This window comes from Microbacterium sp. str. 'China' (assembly GCF_002993305.1).
In the GTDB taxonomy this organism is placed as follows: Bacteria; Actinomycetota; Actinomycetes; order Actinomycetales; family Microbacteriaceae; genus Microbacterium; species Microbacterium paraoxydans.
Genome location: NZ_CP027434.1, coordinates 525,546 through 550,444, shown reverse-complemented (window position 1 = coordinate 550,444; position 24,899 = coordinate 525,546). Strand labels below are relative to the sequence as shown.

General features: G+C 70.7%; 26 protein-coding genes. 15 read left to right on the top strand and 11 right to left on the bottom strand.

All coding sequences use genetic code 11. The annotated features are described in order from the left end of the window. Positions 1-119: 119 nt before the first annotated feature. The 3 genes from rfbA to C6C15_RS02530 are packed head-to-tail and all read left to right on the top strand — an operon-like array spanning position 120 to position 3,402. Positions 120-992, top strand: a complete 873-nt coding sequence (gene rfbA / locus C6C15_RS02540; RefSeq protein ID WP_060922257.1) for a glucose-1-phosphate thymidylyltransferase RfbA — start codon at positions 120-122, stop codon at positions 990-992. Beyond that, positions 989-1,987, top strand: coding sequence for a dTDP-glucose 4,6-dehydratase (rfbB, locus tag C6C15_RS02535; protein ID WP_060922256.1), 999 nt, complete (start codon positions 989-991; stop codon positions 1,985-1,987). Before rfbA ends, rfbB begins: the two co-directional genes overlap by 4 nt. After that, complete coding sequence (locus tag C6C15_RS02530; protein WP_105949217.1) at positions 1,987-3,402, top strand: sugar nucleotide-binding protein; 1,416 nt, start codon at positions 1,987-1,989, stop codon at positions 3,400-3,402. Before rfbB ends, C6C15_RS02530 begins: the two co-directional genes overlap by 1 nt. Here the strand turns inward: C6C15_RS02530 and C6C15_RS02525 are convergent. Then, positions 3,399-4,577 (bottom strand): glycosyltransferase, encoded by a 1,179-nt coding sequence (locus C6C15_RS02525; protein WP_105949216.1) that lies wholly within the window; start codon positions 4,575-4,577, stop codon positions 3,399-3,401. The genes C6C15_RS02530 and C6C15_RS02525 overlap by 4 nt on opposite strands. A gap of 169 nt (positions 4,578-4,746) precedes the next feature. Here C6C15_RS02525 and C6C15_RS02520 point away from each other — a divergent pair, with 169 nt between their 5' ends. After that, positions 4,747-5,202, top strand: a complete 456-nt coding sequence (locus tag C6C15_RS02520; protein WP_060922253.1) for an adenylyltransferase/cytidyltransferase family protein — start codon at positions 4,747-4,749, stop codon at positions 5,200-5,202. An 8-nt stretch (positions 5,203-5,210) separates the two neighbouring features. Here C6C15_RS02520 and C6C15_RS02515 read toward each other — a convergent pair whose 3' ends face one another. Then, the gene (locus C6C15_RS02515) at positions 5,211-5,603 is read right to left on the bottom strand and encodes an SIP domain-containing protein (RefSeq protein WP_060922252.1); all 393 of its coding nucleotides are present in this window, start codon (positions 5,601-5,603) and stop codon (positions 5,211-5,213) included. A 107-nt stretch (positions 5,604-5,710) separates the two neighbouring features. Here C6C15_RS02515 and C6C15_RS02510 point away from each other — a divergent pair, with 107 nt between their 5' ends. The 5 genes from C6C15_RS02510 (at position 5,711) to C6C15_RS02490 (ending at position 10,191) form a co-directional block, all read left to right on the top strand. Then, a complete protein-coding gene (locus tag C6C15_RS02510; RefSeq protein ID WP_231919569.1) occupies positions 5,711-6,211 on the top strand; it encodes a hypothetical protein in 501 nt (166 codons plus the stop codon). After that, on the top strand, positions 6,208-7,185 hold the full coding sequence (locus C6C15_RS02505) for a cation transporter (RefSeq protein ID WP_060922251.1): 978 nt from the start codon (positions 6,208-6,210) through the stop codon (positions 7,183-7,185). The genes C6C15_RS02510 and C6C15_RS02505 overlap by 4 nt, the downstream gene beginning before the upstream one ends. Further along, on the top strand, positions 7,182-8,087 hold the full coding sequence (locus tag C6C15_RS02500; RefSeq protein WP_105949214.1) for an alpha/beta fold hydrolase: 906 nt from the start codon (positions 7,182-7,184) through the stop codon (positions 8,085-8,087). Before C6C15_RS02505 ends, C6C15_RS02500 begins: the two co-directional genes overlap by 4 nt. 9 nt (positions 8,088-8,096) lie before the next feature. After that, positions 8,097-8,360 carry a glutaredoxin family protein gene (locus C6C15_RS02495; protein WP_025104627.1) on the top strand — a complete coding sequence of 88 codons (264 nt, stop codon included), beginning with the start codon at positions 8,097-8,099 and terminating at the stop codon, positions 8,358-8,360. A 67-nt stretch (positions 8,361-8,427) separates the two neighbouring features. Next, positions 8,428-10,191 (top strand): aldehyde dehydrogenase family protein, encoded by a 1,764-nt coding sequence (locus tag C6C15_RS02490; protein ID WP_105949213.1) that lies wholly within the window; start codon positions 8,428-8,430, stop codon positions 10,189-10,191. Positions 10,192-10,201: 10 nt separating this feature from the next. Here the strand turns inward: C6C15_RS02490 and pip are convergent, their stop codons facing one another. Together pip and ypfJ are read right to left on the bottom strand one after the other, a co-directional pair. Next, the gene (gene pip / locus C6C15_RS02485; RefSeq protein WP_105949212.1) at positions 10,202-11,173 is read right to left on the bottom strand and encodes a prolyl aminopeptidase; all 972 of its coding nucleotides are present in this window, start codon (positions 11,171-11,173) and stop codon (positions 10,202-10,204) included. Positions 11,174-11,243: 70 nt separating this feature from the next. Continuing rightward, complete coding sequence (ypfJ, locus tag C6C15_RS02480) at positions 11,244-12,125, bottom strand: KPN_02809 family neutral zinc metallopeptidase (protein ID WP_105949211.1); 882 nt, start codon at positions 12,123-12,125, stop codon at positions 11,244-11,246. 51 nt (positions 12,126-12,176) lie between these two features. Between ypfJ and C6C15_RS02475 the strand changes: the two genes are divergently transcribed. The 6 genes from C6C15_RS02475 to C6C15_RS02455 all read left to right on the top strand — a co-directional run bounded on the left by C6C15_RS02475 (position 12,177) and on the right by C6C15_RS02455 (position 15,678). Next, positions 12,177-13,166 carry a malate dehydrogenase gene (locus C6C15_RS02475; RefSeq protein ID WP_105949210.1) on the top strand — a complete coding sequence of 330 codons (990 nt, stop codon included), beginning with the start codon at positions 12,177-12,179 and terminating at the stop codon, positions 13,164-13,166. Positions 13,167-13,219: 53 nt separating this feature from the next. Continuing rightward, positions 13,220-13,696, top strand: a complete 477-nt coding sequence (locus tag C6C15_RS02470) for a dehydrogenase (protein WP_060922246.1) — start codon at positions 13,220-13,222, stop codon at positions 13,694-13,696. 131 nt (positions 13,697-13,827) lie between these two features. Continuing rightward, entirely contained in the window at positions 13,828-14,088 is a 261-nt protein-coding gene (locus C6C15_RS02465; RefSeq protein ID WP_144880601.1) for a hypothetical protein, read from the top strand. A gap of 110 nt (positions 14,089-14,198) precedes the next feature. After that, positions 14,199-15,041 carry a WXG100 family type VII secretion target gene (locus tag C6C15_RS17000; protein WP_158698512.1) on the top strand — a complete coding sequence of 281 codons (843 nt, stop codon included), beginning with the start codon at positions 14,199-14,201 and terminating at the stop codon, positions 15,039-15,041. Continuing rightward, on the top strand, positions 15,022-15,255 hold the full coding sequence (locus C6C15_RS16995) for a hypothetical protein (protein WP_158698511.1): 234 nt from the start codon (positions 15,022-15,024) through the stop codon (positions 15,253-15,255). Before C6C15_RS17000 ends, C6C15_RS16995 begins: the two co-directional genes overlap by 20 nt. A gap of 69 nt (positions 15,256-15,324) precedes the next feature. Further along, positions 15,325-15,678: a hypothetical protein gene (locus C6C15_RS02455; RefSeq protein ID WP_105949208.1), complete on the top strand. Its 354-nt coding sequence runs from the start codon at positions 15,325-15,327 to the stop codon at positions 15,676-15,678. A 62-nt stretch (positions 15,679-15,740) separates the two neighbouring features. Here C6C15_RS02455 and C6C15_RS02450 read toward each other — a convergent pair whose 3' ends face one another. Genes C6C15_RS02450 through C6C15_RS16990 form a run of 7 tightly spaced genes read right to left on the bottom strand, consistent with a single transcriptional unit; the run spans position 15,741 to position 24,892 of the window. Then, positions 15,741-16,502 carry a hypothetical protein gene (locus tag C6C15_RS02450; protein ID WP_060922241.1) on the bottom strand — a complete coding sequence of 254 codons (762 nt, stop codon included), beginning with the start codon at positions 16,500-16,502 and terminating at the stop codon, positions 15,741-15,743. Next, on the bottom strand, positions 16,499-17,710 hold the full coding sequence (locus C6C15_RS02445; RefSeq protein WP_105949207.1) for a hypothetical protein: 1,212 nt from the start codon (positions 17,708-17,710) through the stop codon (positions 16,499-16,501). Before C6C15_RS02445 ends, C6C15_RS02450 begins: the two co-directional genes overlap by 4 nt. Next, positions 17,710-18,006 carry a hypothetical protein gene (locus C6C15_RS02440; RefSeq protein ID WP_105949206.1) on the bottom strand — a complete coding sequence of 99 codons (297 nt, stop codon included), beginning with the start codon at positions 18,004-18,006 and terminating at the stop codon, positions 17,710-17,712. Before C6C15_RS02440 ends, C6C15_RS02445 begins: the two co-directional genes overlap by 1 nt. After that, positions 18,003-18,305, bottom strand: a complete 303-nt coding sequence (locus C6C15_RS02435) for an SAV_915 family protein (RefSeq protein WP_060922239.1) — start codon at positions 18,303-18,305, stop codon at positions 18,003-18,005. Before C6C15_RS02435 ends, C6C15_RS02440 begins: the two co-directional genes overlap by 4 nt. Before the next feature lie 19 nt (positions 18,306-18,324). Then, the gene (gene eccCa / locus C6C15_RS02430; RefSeq protein WP_105949205.1) at positions 18,325-22,299 is read right to left on the bottom strand and encodes a type VII secretion protein EccCa; all 3,975 of its coding nucleotides are present in this window, start codon (positions 22,297-22,299) and stop codon (positions 18,325-18,327) included. Next, positions 22,296-23,531 (bottom strand): FHA domain-containing protein, encoded by a 1,236-nt coding sequence (locus C6C15_RS02425; protein ID WP_158698510.1) that lies wholly within the window; start codon positions 23,529-23,531, stop codon positions 22,296-22,298. The genes eccCa and C6C15_RS02425 overlap by 4 nt, the downstream gene beginning before the upstream one ends. Next, the gene (locus C6C15_RS16990) at positions 23,528-24,892 is read right to left on the bottom strand and encodes a hypothetical protein (RefSeq protein ID WP_158698509.1); all 1,365 of its coding nucleotides are present in this window, start codon (positions 24,890-24,892) and stop codon (positions 23,528-23,530) included. The genes C6C15_RS02425 and C6C15_RS16990 overlap by 4 nt, the downstream gene beginning before the upstream one ends. Positions 24,893-24,899: the final 7 nt, after the last annotated feature.

Sequence of the window (24,899 nt, the reverse complement as noted above, 5' to 3'; positions counted from 1 at the left end):
GTAAAGGGCGACTTCTCCGCTAGAGTCGAGCGTACGACTGTGGGGGTCGTCGGACGGCAGGGGATGGCCGTCCTCTCAGTGACGCCGCCACGAGCATCGATGTTTCACGAGGGGGATACATGAAGGGCATCATTCTGGCGGGCGGCTCGGGGACGCGGCTGCACCCCATCACGCTGGGGGTCTCGAAGCAGCTGATCCCGGTCTACGACAAGCCGATGGTGTACTACCCGCTGTCGACGCTGATGCTTGCCGGGATCCGCGAGATCCTGGTCATCACGACGCCACACGACGCCGCGCACTTCGAGCGGCTGCTCGGGGACGGCTCGCAGTTCGGCGTCTCCCTCTCGTTCGCTCAGCAGGAGTCGCCGGACGGCCTTGCACAGGCTTTCACGATCGGCGCGGACTTCATCGGGGACGACAGCGTCGCCCTCGTCCTGGGGGACAACCTCCTCTACGGGCCGGGCCTGGGCACGCAGCTCAAGCGCTTCGCCGACATCGACGGCGGCGCGGTCTTCGCCTACTGGGTGGCGGAGCCGGAGGCGTACGGGGTCGTGGCGTTCGACGCCGACGGCCAGGCCGTCTCCCTGGAGGAGAAGCCCACCGCGCCGCAGAGCAACTACGCGGTGCCCGGCCTGTACTTCTACGACAACGATGTCATCGAGATCGCCCGCAACCTCGCGCCGAGCGCCCGCGGGGAGTACGAGATCACGGACGTGAACCGGGCCTACCTCGAGCGCGGCAAGCTCCAGGTCGAGGTGCTTCCGCGCGGGACCGCGTGGCTGGACACCGGGACATTCGACCAGATGACCGACGCCGCCGACTATGTGCGCACGATGGAGCGACGCACGGGGATGAAGATCGGCGTGCCGGAGGAGGTCGCCTGGCGTCAGGGCTTCCTCGACGACGAGGCCCTGCGCACGCGCGCGGATGCCCTCGTCAAGTCGGGCTACGGAACCTATCTCCTCGGATTGCTCGAAAGGGGCGCTCGATGACCCGCCTGCTCGTGACCGGCGGCGCCGGCTTCATCGGATCGAACTTCGTCCACCACGTCGTCGCGCACACGGACGCACAGGTGACGGTGCTGGACAAGCTCACCTATGCCGGCAACCGCGCCTCGCTCGCGGGTCTGCCCGCCGACCGGGTCGAGCTCGTGGAGGGGGACATCGCCGACGCGGCGCTCGTCGACAGCCTGTTCGCCCGGACCGACGCCGTCGTCCACTACGCCGCCGAGTCCCACAACGACAACTCGCTGCACGACCCGCGGCCGTTCCTCGACACGAACATCATCGGCACCTACACGCTGTTGGAGGCCGCCCGCCGACACGATCGCCGGTTCCACCACATCTCCACCGACGAGGTCTACGGAGATCTGGAGCTGGACGACCCGGCACGGTTCACGGAGCAGACTCCGTACAACCCCTCGTCGCCGTACTCGTCCACGAAGGCCGGCAGCGACCTGCTGGTGCGCGCCTGGGTGCGCTCGTTCGGGGTGCAGGCGACGATCTCGAACTGCTCGAACAACTACGGCCCCTACCAGCACGTGGAGAAGTTCATCCCGCGCCAGATCACGAACGTGCTGCGCGGGATCCGGCCCAAGCTGTACGGCGCCGGGCAGAACGTGCGCGACTGGATCCACGCCGACGACCACTCCTCGGCCGTCCTCACGATCCTGGAGAAGGGCGAGATCGGCCAGACGTACCTGATCGGCGCCGACGGCGAGAAGGACAACAAGTCGGTCGTCGAGCTGATCCTCACGCAGATGGGCCAGCCCGCCGACGCCTACGACCATGTCACCGACCGCGCCGGTCACGACCTGCGCTACGCGATCGACTCCACGAAGCTGCGCACCGAGCTCGGCTGGGCGCCGCGATTCTCCGACTTCGAGTCGGGCCTGGCCTCGACCATCGAGTGGTATCGCGAGAACGAGGACTGGTGGGCGCCGGCCAAGGACGCCACGGAATCGTTCTACGCCGCCAGGGGGCAGTGATGACCGCGTTCGGCAAGGCGCTCACGATCACGGAGACGCCGATCCCCGGCCTGCTCCTCGTCGACCTCCCCGTGCACGGCGACACCCGCGGCTGGTTCAAGGAGAACTGGCAGCGCGAGAAGATGGTCGCCGCCGGTCTTCCGGACTTCGGCCCCGTGCAGAACAACATCTCGTTCAACGACGCGATCGGCACCACCCGCGGCATCCACGCCGAGCCGTGGGACAAGTGGGTCTCCGTCGCCACCGGCCGGATCTTCGGCGCCTGGGTCGACCTGCGGGCGGGCGAGACCTTCGGGCGCGTCTTCACGACGGAGATCGACCCGTCGCGCGCCATCCTCGTGCCGCGCGGCGTCGGCAACTCGTACCAGACGCTCGAAGCGGACACCGCCTACACCTACCTGGTGAACGACCATTGGTCGCCCGACGCGGCGTACTCCTTCCTGAACCTGGCCGACGAGACGGCGGCCATCGCGTGGCCGATCCCCCTCGACCGGGTCGAGATCTCTCCGAAGGACCGGGCGCATCCACGGCTGGCCGAGGTGACCCCGATCGGCCCGCGGAAGATCCTCGTCGTCGGGGCATCCGGTCAGCTCGGCCTGGCGCTGCGCAGGTCCTTCGGCGATGCGGAGCACGTCGAGTACACGACCCGCGAGACGCTGGACCTCCGCGACCCCGGGCTGACCGGCGCACGGCGCTGGCGCGACTACGGAGCGATCATCAATGCGGCCGCTTACACGGCCGTCGACCGCGCCGAGACGGAGGGGGGCCGTGCGGAAGCCTGGGCGGCGAACGTCACCGGCGTGTCCGCGCTCGCCCGGGTCGCGACCGAGAACGGCCTCACGCTCGTGCACGTGTCCAGCGACTACGTGTTCGACGGCACGAAGGACGAGCCGTACACGGAGACGGACGGGGTGCGCCCGCTGGGTGTGTACGGCCAGACGAAGGCGGCTGGAGACGCGATCGTGGCGACCGTGCCCCGCCACTACATCCTGCGCACCTCCTGGGTGATCGGCGACGGTCACAACTTCGTGCGCACGATGGCCTCGCTGGCCGGGCGGGGCGTCGCCCCGCGTGTGGTGGGCGACCAGATCGGACGACTCACCTTCACGACCGACCTCGCGGAGGCCATCCGGCATCTGCTCGACGTGTCGGCGCCGTTCGGGCTCTACAACGTGACCGGGGGCGGCGAACCGCACTCCTGGGCCGACATCGCACGCGCGGTCTACCGGCTGACCGGGCACGACCCGGCCGCGGTCACCTCGGTGACGACGGAGGAGTACTTCGCCGACCAGGCCGGACCGATCGCGCCGCGTCCGCGCAACAGCGTTCTGGACCTCGCCCGGATCACGGCCACCGGCTGGACGCCGCGGGACGCGGATGCGGCCCTCGCCGACTACCTGTCCGCGGACGCCTAGAGCTCGCCCGGCTTCATCGCCTCCGCGTCGATGGCGCGGATGATGCGCAGGGTCGCGGTGTCCGGCTCCGGCTCGCCCGCGGCCTGCCGCTCCTCCCGACGCCGACGGGGCGCGTACACGACGAGCGAGTGGAACAGGAACCGGGCGAAGAAGGCCACGACGAGAGAGAGGGCCGTCGCGAGCACGCTGGAGATGTGCCAGGTCTCGACCATGAGCGCCATCACCGGGATGCGCAGCGCCGCCTCGACGTTGTTGAACGTGAACGAGGCCGCGAAGCGCACGGCGGCGCTGCGGGCATCGGTGCGCATGTCGGCGAAGACGAAACGCTCCTGCAGCAGGAAGTTGCCGATGATCGTGACCTCGGCGCCGATGATCGCCGCCCACACGTAGGGCACGCCCGCGGCGGTCAGCGCCCACATGATCGCGAGGTTCGCTATGGCCCCGAGGACGCCGATCGCGGCGAACAACGACATCTTGCCGAAGCGCAGCCGCGCCAGGTGGGCGATGAACGTCGCCCCCTGTCGCAGGCTCGCCTTCGAGGTGCCGTGTCGACGCTCGGCGAACTCCATCGGGACCTCCGCGATCCGCAGATCGGTACGGGCGAGGATCTCCAGGAGGATCTTGAACCCCTGCGGCCGGAGGGCGGCCAGGTCGAGCTGGCGCCGGTCGACGAGGAAGAACCCGGTCATCGGATCGGTGCTCCGGGCGAGCCGTCGGGGGAACATCGCGCGGGTCAGCCAGGTGGCGGCGCGGGACACCCCGAAGCGCATGGCCGTGCCGAGGCCGCTGGTGTCGCCGCCGCCGATGTAGCGGGAGGCGCCGACGACGTCCGCGTCCCCCGCCGCATAGCGGTCGAGCAGGGCCGGCAGGAGCTCGGGCGGATGCTGGAGGTCGCCGTCCATCACGATGCAGACATCGGCGTCCGCGGCTCCCAGGCCGACGACGACCGCCCCGCCGAGGCCTCCGACGTTGTCCGAGCGATGGATCACCCGCACCGGGATCGGGGCGTCGACCGCGACGCGCTCCACCTCGGCCGTGGTGTCGTCGCTGCTGTCGTCGACGAAGAGGATCTCGGCGTCCCTTCCCGCCAACGCCGCGGCCGTGCGCTCCACGAGCTCGGCGACGTTGTCGCGCTCGTTGTAGGTCGGCACGATGACCGTGACCCCTGCCCCCAACGTGGTCCCCTTCGTCGTTCCGCAGCCCCATCGGCTCCGACATCCATCGTTCCATGGGTTCCTATGGGCTGCAGGACACGTTCCTGCTAGAGTGTCGTCTGCGGCTGTGGGAGTCGCGCCGAACGGGTGGGGATCCGTTCGACTGGGGAATGATCGATCTGGGGAGATCATGGGGACGCGTATCGGCTATGCCGTCGGAGCTTTCGACCTGTTTCACGTCGGGCACCTCAATCTGCTGCGACACGCCAAACAGCACTGCGACATCCTGATCGCCGGTGTCGTGAGCGACGAGATGCTGCGTCAGGTCAAGGGGATCGAGCCGGTCATCCCGACCGCCGAGCGTGCCGAGATCGTCCGGCACATCTCCTTCGTCGACGACGTGTACGTCGAGACGACGCCGTCGAAGATGGACTCGTGGCGCGACGTGCGCTTCACGCACTTCTTCAAGGGCGATGACTGGCGCGGCACCGAGAAGGGCCTGCGGCTGGAGAGCGAGTTCGCGGAGGTGGGTGTCGAGGTCGTCTACTTCCCGTACACCGCACACACGTCGAGCTCGGCGCTCCGCCGCGCGCTCGACGCGATCACCGCCAACGCCACGGCATCCGCCGTCGGCGCGACGCGCTGAGCCGGGACTCAGTTCGCGACGCCGAGGAGGCTGCGCGCCATCCGCGCCACGTGCGGCGGAGTGTGCGGGCCGAGCCACACCGTCCAGTGCTCCGGGGGCTCGCTGCACGTCCACTCCAGGCACCACGCATAGACGGCGTTCGCCAACCGCTCGCCCCGCGTGTGAGCGTGCGCGCCCTCCGCGCGAACCAGCCAGCGGACCGACACCCCCTGCGGCACGTCGATGTGGCGGAACTGGATGCGGGCGGCGGCCTCGATGAGGATGACGCCCTGTGCATCCCACGGGAGCCGGGACGCGACGCGAGCGATGGCTCCGACATCGGCCGCATCCCCGGCGATGAGCACCGCTCCTTCCATCGCTTCCCAGTCCGGATCCTCCAGGTGCTCACACGCGCTGCTCATGCCTCCACTATAGGTAAGGCTACCCTTACTCTCAAGGGTGGCTAGTCCTCTTCCGTAGCACCGTCAACGCCGTTGCCCGCGTCGCGGCTGTGCGCCATCCTGAGGCCGTGAGCAGTGACAGGATTCGACGGACATCCGCCGGACGACGCCTGATCGGCGCCCTGGCCGGCCTCCTCGTGGCCACGGCCCTCGGCGGATGCGGGATGACGGTCCCCGCGGACCCGGACGGCACCCTGGACCGGGTCACGGGCGGGGAGCTGCGGGTCGGCACCTCGCCCGAGCCCGGCCTCGTCGAGATCGACCGCGGCGAGCCGCGCGGGCCGGTCGTGGATCTCGTCGACGATTTCGCCGCGAGCATCGACGCGAACGTCACCTGGACGGTCGCGACCGAGGAGAGCCTGGTGGGCATGCTGGAGACGGGCGACCTCGACCTCGTGGCCGGCGGACTGACGCCGGACACCCCGTGGATCGACAAGGCGGGCGTGACCCGCGGCTATCCGGGGATCGAGGGCGCGGGCGATCGGGAACTCGTCATGCTCGTCCCCCTCGGAGAGAATGCCTTCCTCTCGGCCCTCGAGGCCTCCCTCGACGAGGAGGTCGCTCGATGACCGGGACGAAGCAGTTCGGGCGCACCGAGCTCCCCGACGAACAGCAGCGGGCCACGCGCAAGGCCGTGCGCTGGGAGATCTTCACGATCGTCTACACCTCGATCACGATCACCGTGATCGCCCTCGTCGTGGGCGAGTCCCAGGCGATGCGCACGGCGTGGATCGAGGACATGCTGTCGCTCATCCCGCAGTTCGCCTTCCTCCTCGCGCTCCTGTTCGTGCGGCGACGCCCGACCCGGAAGCACCCCTACGGCCTGCACCGGGCGATGGGCGTCGGCCACCTCGTCGCCGGTGTCGCGCTCCTCGCGGTCGGCCTGAACCTCGCCGCCGAGGCCGTGGCCGGGCTCATCCGCGGGGAGCATCCGACCATCGGCACCGTGCAGGTTTTCGGCCAGACGATCTGGCTCGGCTGGCTGATGGTCGCCGTCATGGCCGTCGTGATCGTCGGGCCGGTGTTCTTCTACGGTCCGGCCAAGGCCAAGCTCGCCCCCGTCCTGCACAACAAGCTGCTCTACGCCGACGCCGACATGGCGAAGGCGGACTGGCAGACGACGGTCGCCTCCATCGTCGGCGTGCTGGGCGTGGGCGCCGGCGTCTGGTGGCTCGACGGTGCCGCGGCGCTCTTCATCTCGCTCGGCATCATCTGGGACGGCTTCCGCAACACGAAGACCGCGATCGTCGACCTCATGGACCAGCGGGCCCGCACCTTCGACAGCGCGGAGCCGCACCCGCTGGCCCGCGATGTCGTCTCGTACCTGCGCAGCCGCCCCTGGGTGGATCAGGCTGCCGTGCGCATGCGGGATCAGGGCCAGGTGTTCCACATCGAGGCGTTCGTGGTGCCGCATCATCGTGGCGTCCGTACGGCCGACCTGACCGCCGCGTCCGAGGGGATCGCCGACCTGGACTGGAAGGTGCAGGACGTGGTGATCGTCCCGGTCGAGAAGCTGCCGGACGAAGCGGACCCCGGTCGATGAGCAGCTCCGACGCGGCACTGTTCCCCGGCTTCACGACCACGCGGATCCCGACCGCCGAGGCGGACATCCTCGTGCGCCACGGCGGCTCGGGGCCGCCCATGGTGCTGCTGCACGGCCACCCCCGCACCTCGGCGACCTGGCATCGGGTGGCCCCGCTTCTCGTCGACCGCGGCTTCACGGTGATCTGCCCCGATCTGCGGGGCTACGGACGCTCCCGCGGCCCGGCACCCACCGCCGATCATTCCGCCCATTCCAAACGCGCCGTCGCCCAAGACATCCGCACCGTCGCCGAGCGACTCGGCCATGAGCGCTTCCGCCTGGTCGGGCATGACCGCGGCAGCTACGTCGCGCTCCGACTCGCCCTCGATCACCCGGAGGCCGTCGAACAGGTCGCCCTGCTGGACTGCCTGCCGATCTCGGAGCACCTCCGTCGCTGCGACGCGACCTTCGCCGCGCACTGGTGGCACTGGTTCTTCTTCGCCCAGCCGGACGTGCCGGAGCGCGTCATCGGCGCGGACCCCGAGGCCTGGTACGCCCCCAAGGCCGACCCGGCGACGATGGGCGCGGCCAACCATGCCGAGTTCCTGCGCGCGGTGCGCCAGCCGTCGGTCGTCCGGGCGATGCTCGAGGACTACCGCGCCGGCCTCACGATCGACCGCGCGCACGAGGAGGCGGATCGCGCCGCCGGGCGTCGGCTCCAAATGCCGACGCTCGTGCTGTGGTCCCGACGCGACGATCTCGAAGAGCTCTACGGCGACCCCCTCCGCATCTGGCGGGACTGGGCCGACGATGTGCGCGGCCACGGCATCGACAGCGGGCACCACATGGCGGAGGAGGCGCCGGAGGCCCTCGCCGCCCCCCTCACGGGCTTCTTCGGAGCCACCCGTCCCTCGCAGACGTAGGCTGGAGCCATGACCAACCCCGCTTCCGACACCATCACGATGTTCGGCGCCGACTGGTGCCGCGACTGCATCCGCACGAAGAAGCAGCTCGACGAGCTCGGCGTCGCGTACACGTACGTCGACCTGGTCGCCGACCCCGCCGCCGCGGACATCGCGAAGGACATCTCCGGCCGCACGAACATCCCCGTCGTGGTCTACCCCGACGCCTCGCACCACGTCGAGCCGTCGAATGCCGACGTGGAGTCGAAGCTGCGCGAACTCTCGATCATCTGATCGTCCTCGCACTCGGCGGATCTCCGCGCGGACGCCTAAGCTGAAAGCCCGTTCGAAGGAGACGCCGATGACTTCTGCGCCCACGACCGCGCCCGCCACCCCCGCCCTCGGCGAGGGCGAAACGGAACGGCTCGACGCCGCCGTCGCCGATCTGCAGACGGGGACCGCGGTGTGGACCGCGCTCACCGTGGCGCAGCGCGCGACGCTGCTCCGGCAGGTCCGCACGAGCGTCGCCGCGACCGCGGAGGACTGGGCGACGATCGCCGCCGCCTCCAAGGGCCTGGACGCGCGGCATCCGCTCCGCGGCGAGGAGTGGCTGAGCGGCCCGTACAGCGTCCTCGGAGCACTCGACGCCTCGATCGCCACGCTCACCCGCATCGCGAACGGCGCGAATCCGCTCGACGGCATCCGGGTCGACCGCGCACCAGGCGGCCGTGCGCGCGTGCATGCCTTCCCCCTCACCGGCATCGACCGGTTCCTGCTGTCCGGCTTCACCGGCGAGGTCTGGCTCGAACCGGGGACCACGCCGAACACCGCCCGCGCAACCGCCGGTCTGGCACAGCGCACGCCGACGGTGTCCGGGGGCGTCGGACTCGTGCTCGGCGCCGGGAACGTGACCTCCATCCCCGTGCTGGACGTGCTGTACGAACTGCTCGCCCACAACCGCACCGTCCTGCTGAAGGTGAACCCCACGCAGGATGCGCTGGTCCCCGTCTACAAGCGCGCGCTCGCCCCGCTCATCGAGCCGGGACTGCTGCGGATCGTGCGCGGGGGCCCGGCCGCCGGCGCCTACCTCACCCAGCACCCCGGCCTCGCCCACGTGCACATCACCGGCTCGGCGGCGACCTTCGACACCATCGTCTGGGGACCGTCGACCGGCGAGGGGGCCTCCGCGACGAAGCGCCGCCGCCGCGAGAACCGGCCGCTGCTGAAGAAGCCCATCACCGCGGAGCTCGGCGGAGTCTCCCCCATCATCGTCGTTCCGGGGAAGTGGACGGCCGCCGACCTCACGTATCAGGCCGAGCACATCGCGACCATGCGCCTGCAGAACAGCGGCCACAACTGCATCGCGGGGCAGGTCGTCATCCTCTCCGCGGACTGGGACCAGGCCGACGCCTTCCGCGCCGAACTGCGCCGCGCCTACGCCACCGCTCCGGAGCGCCCCATCTGGTATCCCGGTGCCCCCTCCCGCATGCAGACCGCCGCGGACGACTACCCGGACGCCCTCGTGCTCGGCGACCGGCTCCTCGTCGAGGTCGATGCCGACGACGACCCCTCAGCCCTGGAGAACACCGAGTACTTCGCGCCGGTCCTCGGCGTGGTGAGCCTGCCCGGCACGGGCCAGGAGTTCCTCGACGCCGCGGTCACCCACGCGAATGAGAAGCTGCAGGGCACACTCGGCGCCAACCTGCTCATCGACCCGGCGACCGAGAAGGCGCTCGGCAGCGGGTTCGAGCGCGCTCTCACCGCCCTGCACTACGGCTCGATCGCGATCAACGGCTGGACCGCCTTCGGGTTCATCACGCCGACGCTCACGTGGGGCGCGTTCCCCGGCGGCACGATCGACAACGTCGGCAGCGGCATCGGCGTCGTCCACAACGCCCTGCTCCTGGATCGGGTGGAGCGCTCCGTGCTGCGCGGCCCCTTCCGGCCGTTCCCGCGCTCGCTTCCCGTCGCGAACGGCGGCGGGAGGATGACGATCCTCCCGAAGCCGCCGTGGTTCGCCTCCTCCCACACCGGCGCCGCCGTGAGCGAGGGCCTCACCCGTCATCGCGCGGACGGCGGCACCGTCGGCCTCGTGAAGACACTGCTGCGCGCGCTCCGCGCCTGACGGGAACGCGTCAGCCCTCGGGGCGGAACCGATCGGTCGCGGCGCGGAGAGCCGCACGGATGCCGGGTTCAGCGGCGGAGTGCCCCGCGTCGTCGATCACCTGGAAGTCGGCTTCCGGCCAGGCACGGTGCAGGTCCCACGCCGTCATCATCGGCGTGACCACGTCATGGCGGCCCTGCACGATCACCGTCGGGATGTGCCGGATGGCGTCGATCCCCGCGAGCAACTGCCCCTCAGCCCACCAGCCGCGGTGCACGAAGAAGTGGTTCTCGATGCGTGCGAAAGCGACGGCCCGGCGGGGATCGGCCATCGCCGCGATCTGCTCCGGGTCGGGGCGCAGCGTGACGGTCGCCGCCTCCCACGCCGCCCACGCGAGGGCCGCCGGTTCATGGACCGCCGGGTCCGGGTCGAACAGCCGCCGGTGGTACGCCTCGATCATCCGGGAGCGCTCCAGGACCGGGATCGGCGCGATGAAGTCCTCCCACAGGTCCGGGAAGAGCGCCGCCGCCCCGCCCTCGTAGAACCACTCGAGCTCGGCGCGACGGAGCGTGAAGATCCCGCGCAGGATCAGCTCGGAGACCACGTCGGGGTGGGCCTGGGCGTAGGCGAGCGCGAGGGCGCTGCCCCAGGATCCGCCGAACACCTGCCACGCCTCGATGCCGAGATTCTTGCGCAGCAGCTCGAGGTCGGCGATGAGGTGCGCGGTGGTGATGTGCCGGAGATCGGCCTCCGGCTCCGCGGCGGACGGCGTGCTCCGACCGCATCCGCGCTGATCGAGGAGGACGATCCGGTAGACGTCGGGGTCGAAGAACTGGCGCTGCCACGGCGAGGTGCCGCTGCCGGGGCCGCCATGGAGGAACACGACGGGTTTACCCTCGGGGTTGCCGCTGATCTCCCAGGCCACGCGATGCCCGTCGCCGACGAGCAGCACTCCGGTCTCGTGCGGCTCGATGGGCGGATAGAGCCCCTCGGTGTTCGTCATGTTCGGTCCCCCAACCGGTCGTGCGGTCCTGCCGAGTCCACGTTATCTGATACCGGCGGGACCACCGGGCCTACGGGTCGAGCTGATCGGCGGGGAGGGTGAACACCTGCCCGCACGCATCGAGCCCGTTCTGGTATCCCTCCGCGAACCAGCGCTGACGCTGCTCGCTGGAGCCGTGGGTCCAGGTCTCCGGGTTCACCTGCCCGGACTGCTCCTGGATGTGATCGTCGCCAACGGTCGACGCCGCGTTCAGGGCGTCGCGGATCTGCTCCTCCGTCGGCTTCTCGAGGTACGGATCGCCGTCGGCGTCGGTCTGCTCGGTCGCGCGGCCGAGCCAGCCGCCGGCATAGCAGTCGGCCTGCAGCTCCATGCGCACGCCGTTGCTGCCGGGGCCCGTCCCGTTGTTCGGGTACTCCTCCATCGCCCCGAGGAGGTTCTGGATGTGGTGCCCCCACTCGTGCCCGACGATGTAGAGCTGCGCGAGGTTCCCGGCCGAGGCCCCGAACTGCTGCTGCATGAGCTGGAAGAACGTGGGGTCGATGTAGACGGTCTCCTCCGGCGGGCAGTAGAACGGGCCGACCGCGTTGGAGGCGGTACCGCACTGCGTGGAAGTGGCTCCGTCGACGACGATGAGCTGCGGAGGCCGGTACCCCTCCACGTTGTCCTCCCAGAAGGCGTCGAGCGCGACCTGCGCCCCCGCCATCCGGCAGTCGACGTTCGCGTTCGCGTCGGAGCCGCTGTCGCAGTTCTCGATGGCCGAACCGCCGGCGGGCTCGCTCCCGCCCCCGGGCGCGCCGCCGACGAGTCCGCTCAGGTCGATGCCCAGCAGGGGGCCGGCGATGAGGGCGAGGAGGGCGAGCACGCCCACGCCGGAGCCGCCCGCGATCGCCGCCGTGCGTCCGCGGCGGCGCGTGGTGTTGCGGGAGAGGTCGGCGTCGGGATTGAACGTCATGCGTCGAGGGTACTCCGCGCGCCGACACCGCGACGGACGTAGGCTCGTGACATGGCCACCACGATCACCATCACCGGCGCGGGCGGACAGATCGGCTACGCGCTCCTCTTCCGCATCGCCGCCGGCGACATGCTCGGTCCGGATGAGAAGGTGCGGCTGCGGCTGCTGGAGATCCCGCAGGGGCTCGGCGCAGCGGAGGGCGCGGCGCTGGAGCTCCAGGACGGCGCATTCGACCTGCTCGAGCACGTGGAGGTGACCGATGACGCCGCGGTCGGCTTCGACGGCTGCGACCTCGCCCTGCTCGTGGGCGCCCGCCCCCGCGGTCCCGGCATGGAGCGCGGCGACCTGCTGGCCGCGAACGGCGGTATCTTCGGGCCGCAGGGCGCCGCCATCGCCGCGAACGCCGCCCCCGGCGTCCGCGTGACCGTGGTGGGCAACCCCGCCAACACGAACGCCCTGATCGCCTCGGCGGCGGCCGACGGCGTGCCCGCCGACCGCTTCACCGCCCTCACGCGGCTGGACGAGAACCGCGCACGGGCCCAGCTCGCCCAGACGCTCGGCGCCCCCGTGCACACGGTGCGGCGGGTGCCCATCTGGGGCAACCACTCGGCCACGCAGTTCCCCGACGTGTCGCACGCGACCGTCGGCGGGAAGCCCGTGCAGGATGCCCTGGAGCGGATCGTCGGCGACGTCCCGGCGTGGCTGGATCAGACGTTCATCCCCCGCGTGGCCAAGCGCGGCGCGGAGATCATCGAGGTCCGCGGGTCGTCCTCCGTCGCCTCCGCGGCGAGCGCGACGATCGACCATGTGCGCGACTGGGTCCGCGGGACCGAGGACTGGACATCCGCCGCCGTCGTCTCGCGCGGGGAGTACGGTGTCCCGGAGGGCCTCGTCTCGTCGTTCCCCGTGCAGTCCGTCGACGGCGAGTGGCACATCGTGGAGGGCCTGGAGATCAACGACTGGGCCCGCGCGCGCATCGACGCCTCGGTCGCGGAGCTCGTGGAGGAGCGGGACGCGGTCCGAGCCCTCGGACTGCTCTGATCCGGTCGCCGCGGGACACCTGGGCAGGGCAGAATAGAGGGCGGAGGTGCGGGATGAGCGACACGATTGACCCGGCGGGAACGACGCCGTCTCTCGACGATGCGCTGACGAGCCCGCTCCACCTCCCGCACGACGCAGCGAAGTGCCCGAAGTGCTTCACGGAGCTGCAGCAGAACCGCAACTTCTGGACCGCGCGTCCCGCCGGCTCCCGCCTGGTCGGCCTCGTCGTCGCCCGCGAGGGCATGCCGTCGGTCGTCGAGCAGCGCGCCGACCTCACCCGCTTCGGCGTGCCCATCGAGGGCTTCCGTCACCCGGCGCCGGACATCCTGGAGAGCTGGAACGACCGCCTCGCGCGGCTCATCTCGACGCTCCGGACCGGAGACGTGGTCGTGGTGGCGAACATCCGGGCCCTGGGGCTCGACGCCGAAGAGGGCGCGCGCACCGTTGCTGAACTCCGGCGCCACGGGATCATCGTGAAGGTCCTCGGCCACGAGGCGCGTCATCTCGCCGACGCCGCCGTCGCCCGCTGAGCCACCGGTATACAGCGTCCCCGTTCTCTTCACCGTCGTCCTCTCTCCTCGTTAGCCTGGATCCGGGGCGGGGGTCTCCGGGGGAAACAGTGCGCAACGGTCTTCACATCGACGTCAGAGGCATGCGCGGAGTGGCGCGCTCGCTCCATGACATCTCTCACGGCAAAGCACGTCTCGATGGCGGATTCGACCTCACGGAAGCGCTCAGCGACCTGGTCTCGTCCGGTGCGGAGATGTTCGTGTCTACGTGGTTCGAAGCGCATGGTGTCCTCATGCTCTCCAGTCGAGGCCTGGCGAGCGGAGTGGACGACACGGCGCAGGATTTTCTCGCCACGGAGCAGGCGCACGTCGATGCCGTGACGGCCTTCATCGAGGCGCTGGAAGTCCGGTAGTGCCGAACTGGACGAGGTTCGACCCTGGCGCCGGCGACCTGACCGCGTGCGACAGGGCGAAGCAGTGGACGGACTCGCAGGCGTCGGGCCTCGCGGACGCGAGATCGGCCGTGTCCGCCATTCTCCGCGACCTCGACGACATCTGGGCCGGGGAGAGCGCCGACGCGTTCCGCGCCCGCATCCTCGAGTTCCACGACCGTCTGGAGGCCTCCGAGGAGGCGATGCGGATCGCCGGCAAAGGGATCCTCGCCTACGCTGATACGGTGGCCGAGATCGCTCGCCGAGCCGCACCTCTGAAGCACCGACTCGAAGCTGCCGAGCTCATCCTCAACGGTGTCCACAGCGAGACCCTCTTCGGCACAGACCCCGAGGGACTCGCGCGGCGGTTCGATGCCGAGCAGCAGGCGACGATCGATGCGCAGGATGCAGCCGACGAACTCGCCCGCCTCGCCGATGCCCGTGAGAAGGCGGACCAGGTCCTCGCCGCCCTGCTTGCCAGAACCGCGTCGGAAGCCTGGGGAGCTCTCGACTGCACCGCCAGCCCGTCTGGCAAAAGCCCGCGGGAGCTCGCCAACGGACGTGTAGGGGATCTGCTCAGTGACTTCCTCAGTGGCCGTGACGGTGCGAGCGGGGTCGTCCTCGGCCCAGACGATCCGTTTGTTGCAACCCTGATGCACAGCGACCACATCAACGGCGCCCGCACCGAGGTGGTTGATGCGCTCCGCAGTGGGAGATTAGGACCGAAACGGTGTACCCATGACTTTCATCCTCCGCGCCCGCTCAGCAATCGCGGCGGTTGCTCTTCCCCTTCTCACGATACTCACCCTCGCCAGCTGTGCCCCCGCCCCCGCCGTCACCTCTCCCATCGGCGTCTGGGAAGCGGTCGGCGACGACAACGGCACCCTCACAATCAACCGCGACGGCACATTCACGATGACCGATGCCTCCTTTGACCCCATCTGGCGCACTGATTCGGCCGATTTCCACGGACGAGGAACCTGGCAGACGTTCTCTGACGACCCACCGCTTGTCCTACGATTCGACGAAGCCACCAACGACGGCTTCGCCGTTGACCCCGCGGGACTGCAAGTCGACTTCACGTCGGGCACGATCCGGTTCGAGGACCCGGAACAAACCGTGAACATCGAATTCCGTCTCGCGAACTGACACCTCATGGCTCACCTCCGAGGCTCATTTCCGAATGCCGTATTGTCGCCCGTACTCGTCCTTGCCACCATGCTCGGCCTCGCCAGCTGCACCCCCGCCCCACATGTCACCTCTCCCGTCGGCGTGTGGGAAGCGGTTGGCGACGACAACGGCACCCTCACGATCAACCGCGACGGCACATTCACGATGAGCGACGCCTCCTTTAATCCCCTCCAGTACCGAGACACGCAAGACAACTTCCGCGGCTCCGGTGTCTGGGAAACCTTCTCCGACGACCCCCCGCTTGTTCTACGGTTCGACGAGGCCACGAACGACGGCTTCCCTGTCGACCCCGCAGACTTACAAGTCGATTTCACCTCCGACTCGATCCGGTTCGAGGATCCGGAGCTGACGGCGAGCATCGAGTTCCGCCTCACGGACTGACGCCCTGGCGACGATCCCCGAGGATCACACCGTCGAACCCTCGCGTGTACGGAAACGTCTTGCTAGAACTCCCCGGACCGCAGACGGGCCAGCGTGCCCGCGCCGATCTCGGCACGGGCGTCGGGACGGTTCGCGTAGAAGGTGACCAGCTCGGCCAGGAGCACAGGGTCGCTGGCGAGGTCGGCCGCCGCCCACGAGGACGGCTGCGCGGTCGCCGTCCGCAGCACCACGCGGTTGCCTTCCAGGCCGGCGCCGACGACCTCGTCCCATGCCACGGCCACGTTGTTGCGCGGGATCCGGAGTTGCAGCCCGTCGGGGCGCAGCGTCAGGCGATGGGCGGAGGGAGCCCGGAACCACGACCGGATGCCGGCGACCGTCATGATCAGCGCGACCACCGGGAGGAGGAGCAGGGTGAGGAGCGGCAGTCGGTCTGCGGGCACCGTGAAGATGCTCCATGCCCACGCCGCGAGGAGCAGGGCCCCCACGGGCGCGAGGGCGCGCAGCGGCCAGACGATTCCCGCGGCCCCGCCGAACGCGATCGCCGGACCGTCGACGACCGGCCGGACGACTCGGACCCGGGAGACGCGGGCGTGCGCCACCATCAGCCAGACGCCCACGGCGACGGCCGCGAGCACACCGATCCCCAGAGCCTTCATCGCCGGAGCCGGATCGGCGAACAGGATCAGGCTGAACAGCAGGACCACGATGGCGAACACGACGCCGAACACGGTGAGTGCCGTGGTCGCCCGCTGCTGCCCCTGCCACCCCGGATGACCTGGCACCCAGATCGTCTCCGGAGACGTCGACTGCTGCTGCCCTGTCACCCGAACAGTCCCTTCCACGCCTTGCCGATGTTGTGCCCCGCGTCGCCCACGAAGTCGGTCGTGTTCTCCCAGGCGTCCTCCGCGAAGTCCGTCGTGGCGTCCCACGCATCCGCCATGCCGGCGTCGATCGACTCCCGGACGTCCTGCGGGACCCAGTTCTCGTAGGCCCACACCGCACCGGCACCGACCGCCACCGCGGCCCCGCCCACGACGACCGCCGTGCCCCACACGGGGAGCGTGACGACACCGGCCGCTGCGAGCGCGGCGACACCGGCAGCCGCAGCGGCGCCACCCGCCGCACCGCCGATGATCTCCACCGCGGTGGACGACGGGTCGTCGCCCGACGACATCGCCGAGCCCAGATTCCAGGCGTCGACGCCCCAGCCGATGAACGGCACCGCCCGACTCGCGCGAGAGAGTCCGCGGGCCATATCCTCGGCCTCGTCCGCCGCCCACCGCATGCCGGTGGGGTTGGCGGCCTCGGCAGCGGCCTTGACGGCGGGATTGCCGGAGCGCAGCTCGCGAACGAAGTCCGATGCTCCGAGACGCAGATCCTCCGCGTGGGAGGTGAGCTCGGCCGCCGTCTCCGCCCACGCCAGGCCCTGGCCCTCGAGGTAGATCTTCGGGACCTCGCCGCTCGCCTCCCGCAGACCGGACAGGATCTTGTCCGCCGTGGACTGGCTCGGCATGGTCCCGAGGAATCCGTCGAGGTTCTCGCTGATCCAGACCTCGAGCTCGCCCCACCAGGAGCCGACGTCGGCGGCGATCTCGTTGTACAGCTCGATGCGGTCGAGGTGTTCCTGCCACTCGTCCCAGTAGGGGTCGTCCCGCGAGGTGGGGCACACCGGGATCAGGGACACCGGCCGGCCGATGATCATGCCGTTGACCGGGAGCCCCGCCGCCCTCGCATTGTCGCGGTGCGTCGCGAAGTCCTCCTTCATGCGCCGCAGCTGCCCGGCGTACGACCGGAGCTTCTCGGCGGCGTCACGGGCGAGGTCCTTGATCTCCTTCGCGGCGTCGGTCGTGCGCGAGAGGATCGTGACGTAGTCGTCCGCCGACTCGCCGTACCAGTGCCCGCGCACCCCGGTCGGGATGAAGGTCGTGACGTTGGAGGAGGCGTCTGCGGCGTCCTTCAGGTCGGGGTCGAGCCAGTCCGCGGCCGCCTGCACCTGGTCGGCGTCGCCGTACGTGGTCGTGTCGATCGTCATCAGAGGTCCTCGACGATGGCCGCGACCGGGTCGAGCTGGTCGATCACGTCCTGCTCGTTCGTCTCCGCGTCGTCGGCGATGGCGCGGACGATCTCTCCGAGGGTGCCGTTGATCCGGTAGAGGGCGTCGACGCCCTCCCCCACCCGCTGCATGATCGCGGCGACCGTGTCGGAGGCGAGTCCGCCGTCGACGGCCGTCGGAATGCCGGAGAGCTTCGTCTCGATGAGCTCGACCGCCTCCTCGTGCATGTCCGCGTGGACGGCCATCACCTCCGGGTCCATCGAGATGCGGCTCATGCGATGGCTCCGTTCCGGCGGTAGGACGCGGGCACGTCGAGGTCGAAGATCACGACATCGTAGGGCTGCGCCTCCTTGATCTGACCGAGGTCCTCGGTGCGCACCAGCACCCAGGGCTGCCGCTCGCCGGCGAGCTCCAGCAGCCGGTCGAGGGCGGTGTAGGCGAGCAGTGCACGCCGCCCGTCCTTCAACTCCCGGATCTCGACGAGCTGCTCCTCGGGCGTCGACGTCACGCCTAGGGGCAGGTACAGCACGGGTGGGACCATCGGCGCTGCGGCCGGCGTCGGTTCGAAGGTCATCTCGGTCTCTCCTCGGTTGTCACTCGTAGCTCGGCGGCACCCACAGCAGCTGCGCGGAGACGAGGCCCCGATCGCGACTGACGATCTGCGCACGGCCCGGGATCGCGGGAACGGCCTTCACCTTGCCGATGAGCTGGCCCTCCTCGGGGCTGCCCGAGAGCAGGATGCCGGTCGCACCCAGGTCGGTCATGCGCTGGATGATGGGATCGTACGCGGCGCGGCTCGCCCCGCCGGTGCGGCGGGTGAGGATCACGTGGAGGCCGAGGTCGGCCGCCTGCGCGAGCAGCGGCGCGAGGACCGCGACCGGATTGCCCTGCGAGGTCGCCACGAGGTCGTAGTCGTCGATGAGGACGAAACCCTCCGCCCCCTTCCACCACGACCGGCTGCGGAGCTGGTCGGGCGTGACGTCGGGTCCGGGGATGCGGCTCCGGAAGAACTGCGCGAGCTCGTTCATCCCGCCCTCGGTCATCTCGTGCGACGTGAGGTAGGCGCCGAGGTATTCCTGCGGGATCTCGCCGAGCAGGGCACGACGGTAGTCGACGACGAAGATCTTCGCCTCGGTCGGCCCGTACAGGCGCGTGATCTCGTGCACGACGCCGCGGAGCATCGACGACTTGCCGGAGTCCGCGTCGCCGTACAGATACAGCAGCGGCTCGGCGACCGGATCGATCGAGAACGGGGCGAGGTTCGCCTCGTCGATGCCCAGCAGGAGTTCGCGGGGCTCCGTGCCGTCCGGCGACTGCGCGGCCGCGACGGCGCGCAGGTCGGCATGGCTGATGCGCGAGGGCAGCAGCCGCAGCTTGGGCCCTGCCGGACCGTGCCACGCCGCCGCGACCCGTGCCACGAGGTCGTCGATCCCGTTCGGCAGGCTCGACGCGTCGTCCACGCCGTCGACACGCGGCAGCGCCGTGAGCATCTGCAGACCGCGGTCGTTGAGACCGCGGCCGGGGATGGCCGTGACGTTCTCCGCCGCCTTGCGGTTGACCTCGGAATCCGTCGGGTCGCCGAGACGCAGCTCGATGCGGGTGCCGATGAGGTCTTTGATGTTGGCCCGGATCTCCATCCAGCGCGCCGCCGTGATCACGACGTGGACGCCGTATGTGAGACCGCGGGCCGCGATCGCCTGGATCTGCGGCTCGAGCATCTCGAACTCGGCGCGCAGCGTGCCCCATCCGTCCACGATGAGGAAGATGTCGCCGTAGCCGTCGTCGGCCAGTCCCTGCCCGCGGCGCTGCCGGTAGGCGTCGATCGAGTCGATGCCGTGCTGCCGGAAGTACACCTCGCGGGCGTTCAGCAGGCTGGTGACCTCAGCCACCGTGCGGCGGACGACGTCCGGCTCGGACCGCGTCGCGACGCCACTGATGTGCGTGAAGTCCTGCATGCCGGTGAAGCTGCCGCCGCCGAAGTCGATGACGAAGAACTGCACCTCCTGCGGCGTGTGCGTGAGCGCCAGGGCGGCGACCGTCGTCCGCGCGAGCGTGCTCTTACCGCTCAGGGGCGCGCCGACGATGGCCATGTGTCCGGCCGCGCCGCCGAGCGAGACCGCGAGGTTCTCGCGGCGCTGCTCCAGCGGCACGTCGACGATGCCGAGCGGGACCGTGAGCGCTCCCGCCTTCCGCCAGCGCGGGGAGACGAGACCGAGCGACGGGTCCTCGACGAGGTCGCCGAAGAGCTGGTCGAGGGTGGCCGGTGTCACCAGCGGCGGCAGCCACACCTGGTGCGCCGCGGGGCCGCGTCCCTTCATGGACTCGACCGCGATCTCGAAGGTGTTGCGCTTCTCCTCCGGCTCGGCGTCGACCACGACCTCCGGCTCGTCCACCGGTGCCTCCGCCCGCCACACCGGCGCGGCGGTGAACAGCTCGACCGCGGTCGAACCCGTGCTCTGTCCGGAGCCGGACGAGGCCCGACGACGACGACGCGGCGGTGGTCCGGACACGTACGCGGCGCGGAACTGGGTCATGGTCTCGGTGTCGGACTTCAGGATGCCGGCGCCCGGCTGCGTGGGCAGGTGATAGGCGTCCGGCACGCCGAGGACCGTGCGGGACTCGGCCGCCGAGAACGTCCGAAGCCCGATGCGGTAGGAGAGGTGCGTGTCGAGGCCGCGCAGCTTGCCCTCCTCCAGCCGCTGGGAGGACAGCAGCAGGTGCACCTGCAGCGAGCGGCCGAGCCGGCCGATGTTGACGAACGTGTCGACGAACTCCGGCTTGGCCGACAGGAGCTCGGAGAACTCGTCGGCGACGATGAGCAGGGCCGGCAGCGGCGCCAGGTCGGTGCGGCCGCCGCGACGCGCCTTCTCGTAGTCGGCCACGTTGGCGAACGGACCGGTGGCCCGCAGCAGCTCCTGTCGGCGCACCATCTCGCCCTGGAGCGCGTCCTGCATGCGGTCGACGAGGGAGATCTCCTCGCCGAGGTTCGTGATGATGGCCGAGACGTGCGGCATGTCGGCCATGCCGGCGAACGTCGCGCCACCCTTGAAGTCGACGAGCACGAAGTTGAGCTGCTCCGGCGAGTGGGTCATCGCGAGCGCGAGCACGAGCGTGCGGAGCACCTCCGACTTCCCCGAGCCTGTGGCACCGATGATGAGGCCGTGCGGGCCCATACCCTGCTGTGCCGACTCCTTGATGTCGAGGATGAGCGGGCTGCCGTCCTCGGTCTGGCCGATCGGCACGCGTAGCCGGTCGCGCTCCAGGCGCGGTGCCCAGGCGGCGTCGAGGTCGAGGTCGCGCACATCGGGAAGACCGAGGAGCTCGACGAGCTCGGCCTGGCCGGTCGCGCTCTTCTTGCTCGCGATCGCCGTGCCGCCCGAGTACAGGGCGATGAGCCGGCGGGCGGTCGCCTCGGCCTCGACGATGGTGATCGCGTCGGCCTCGAACGGGCGTGCGGGCACCTGCAGGCTGACGAGCTCGGCGCGTGTGCTCGCACCGCCGGTCTCGAACGCGATGCGCAGGGCGTTCGGGTCGTCGAGGTCGCCCCACCGGGCGGGCAGGTCGATCACGGTGACACCCTGGACGCCGTCGCCGGTGACGAGGGCGTCGTTGAACGACGTCGTGGCGCCGTCCGTGACGATGACGATGTGCGGCGTCTTCGGTCCGGAGCCGTCGCGGGCGAAGCGCGAGCGCTCGCGCACCTCGGGCGGCAGCATGTCCTCGAGCTCGGACAGCTGCGAGCCGATCATCCGGGCGGCGCCGAGGCCGTCCCGCACGGTGCGCGAGTGCGTGTGCGGCAGCCACTTCGCCCACTCCCATTGCGGGAGCACTCCGGTGTCCGCGGCGATGACGATCTGCAGCACGTCGGGGTCGTGCATGGTGGCCGCGTGCAGCAGCATGGCCCTGGCCAGCGCCCGGGTCTCGTCCTCGTCACCGGTGATCTCGATGCGGGCGTAGTCGCGGAGGGTGACGCCGAGCGGGAGGTTCTTCTGGACCTCGTGCGTCAGCATGAAGCGGTGCGCGGCCGAGGCGGCGACGGGGTCGAGCTGCGCCAGCGGCGGGAGCTCCGGAGCTTCGAGCGTGACGCACAGCGGCTGATCGGTGACGCCCACGCGGACCGACAGGAAGTCGGGGTCGTTGACGCCGCGCTCCCAGACGCGGGTGCGCTCCTCCGCGAGGTACGGCAGGGTCGACGGCGCCGGCAGGTGCCAGTTCGCGGAGCGGCGCTGCTGCCGGGCGGCGACGCGGACGGTCTGCCGCAGCTCGGTCAGGTACGCCAGGTACTCGCGACGGGCACCGAGCGTGGCCGCCTGCCGCTGAGAGCGCTGCCGCCAGCCGTTGACGGCGACGAAGCCGAGCGAGGACAGCAGGAACATGCCGCCGGTCAGCAGACCCGTGACGGACTGGTTCGACATGGTGACCATGACGATCGCGCCGACGCTGCCGAGCATGGGCAGCAGCGACCCGAGGATCCCGATGCCGCCGTCGTTCGGCTGCAGCTCCGGCGGGGCCTGGACCGGGAGCCTCCCGGAGGGGACACGGGGCGGGGCGAGACGGGGTCCTGTCATGCTCTCTCTCCGGCGCTGCTGTCTGTACCTAGCAGGAGGCTGATGGTGAAGCTGCGGTTGCCCATGCGGACGCGGTCGGCGTCGTCGAGGAGCACGCGCTCGCCGGCGACCAGCTCGGTCGTCTGGCCGTCGTCGCTGCGGACGTCGGAGCCGTTCGTGGAACCGAAGTCGGTCACCCACGTGCGGCCACGGGAGTGCTCGATGCGCAGATGGGTCTTGGAGACCGACGCGTCGGGGTCGGTGACGACGATGAGGCGGTCGTCGTGGGCGCTGGCGACGGGGCCGCGCCCGAGGTTCGCGGCCACGGGGAGGGCGAGCTGCACCCGCTGGCCGGTGTCGAAGATGAGCAGGAGGGCCCCGGTCTCGGGGGCAGGGGCCTCGGCACTCGTCTGCGGGGCCGGGGCGGGGGCGACGGTGAAGAGCGGCCGATCCGATCCGGGGGCCGCCGGTTCCGGGGTCTCGGTGCGGCGGGAGGCGGCGCGGGCGTCGGTGGGCTGGGAGTCCTCGTCGACGACGGACGGCGACGCCACCAGCGGCACGACCTGCGGCGGAGCGAGCGGAGCGGCCTCCACCGCGGCGGGAGCCGGCGGAGCCTCGACGGCCGCCTTGGCGGGCACGGCGACCACGACGGTGCCGGCGACGCGGTCGGCCCAGGACTGCCGTCTGCCGCCGCGATCCCAGGCGCTGGAGGCGACGACGACCCAGCTGCCGACAGCCACGAGGAAGCCGGCGCCGGTGACGATACCGCGGACGAACTGGCGCCCGATCCCCGGCGACCACGGCCGGTCGGCGCGCGCGCTGCGCAGGCGCAGCACGGCGTTGCCGAGGGTGAGGCCGGTGCGCGCTTCCAGCACCCAGAGGAACAGGGCGAGCTCGAAGACGGTGAGGCCGGCGAGCAGCACGCTCTGGGTCAGCACGAGGACGACGGCGGAGGCGAGGAACACGGCAGCCGCGTCGAGGGTGAAGGCCGCGATCCGCTGGACGGTGCCGGCGGGGGCTCCGCGGAAGGCGGGGCCGAGTCCCTCGGCAGGCCGAGGGACGGTACGTCGCGACGACGCGATCGGCGTGGGCGGCGCGGGCGTCTGGCGCAGCGGCGTGCCGTCGACACCGGGGGGCGCCGCGATCAGGGCGGGCGGCAGCGCAGGGATCTCCCCCGGACGGTCTCCGCCGGGCGCCATCGGCGGGATCGGACCCCCGCTCGGCCAGGACTGTGATGGGCCGTTCCCGCTCATCCGGCCATCATTCCACGAACCAGGGAGAGCGCATTCGCGTACAGCAGGGCCGACGGCAGGGCGAGCGCGACGGCGAGCCATTCGAACGCGTCTCCGACCCGCGACCAGACCAGCGACTTCGCGCCCTTGGACACCGGGATGACGACGGCGACCGCCGCCAACCCGACGAGGAACAGCAGGGCCGCTCCCAGCAAATGGAAGCCGCTCCCGAGGGCCGCCGCGACCTGGATGCCGGCGACGAGGCAGACCACGGCGGCCGCGGCGCGGGGGAACCATCGGAGGAGGCGGGAGGTGGTGTGCCGCGGCGTGAGCAGCAGGGCGAGCGCGAGGCAGCAGAGCAGGGCGATCCCGCCGGAGACCACGAACGCATCGTCGGGCCAGGGCCGCAGGAACGCGACCGGAGCCATCACCGCGGCCACGATGCTCAGCACGGCGGTGCCCGCGATGAGCCGCGCGGAGGAATCGTCGACGACCGCGGTGATGCGCTCCGGATGCAGCAGCCCGACCGACTCGGGGATGGCTCCGCGCACGGTCCACCGGCTGGTCATGAAGTGCTTGTAGTCGATGAAGTAGCCCTCGGGGAGGTTGACGAGGCTGCTCGGGAGCGCGCGCAGGCCCAGCGGCACGAGCCCGAGCGAGAGGGCGGCGGCCTCCGCCTCCCCCCACCGCAGCAGCAGGGCGAGGCCCCAGACGGCGGCCAGGCCCACGAGCAGCACCGTCGCCGTCCCCGCCGCGGCGCGCATCGGCCGGGCCCTGGCCGTGACGGCGATGATCGCGGTGGTGATGCCGGCCGCGAGGAACCCGGTGGCGGTCGACAGGTGCGACGCGTCCTCCAGCCCGGCCGGGATGAGGAGAGCGCCGGCCGCGAACGACAGCAGCACGGGCGCGAGCACCCCGAGGATGCCGCGCACTCCCGCCGCGGAGTCGCGTCGCGCCCACGCGACGGCGCCGCCGACCGCACCCGCGGCGACGAGGAGGGCGACGAGCAGCCGGATCAGAGGATCGACGGCGCCCTGGGCGAAGACCGCGACGAGCAGCATCCCGCTCACGGCCAGCAGCCACCACCGTGCGCCGTGGTCGGTGCGCGTCGGGCCCGTCGCCTTCTCTGCCGGGCGCGCCTGCGGAGCCAGAGCCGTGCGGTCGATGAGCGCATAGAGGCCGCCGTCGACGAGGTCTTCGCACTCGGTGTCGCCGGGGATCTCGTATCCCCCGGGTCCGATCGTGACGAACCGGTTTGCGTCGGGGATCCCGCTCAGGGTGAGGGCGTCCTCCAGCGTCTCGTCGAGCGGCAGGGAGAGGTCGATGCGGCGGTCTTCGCTCTGGAGGACGATCCGACGCCGCTCTACGATCTCGACTGACACACCTGCA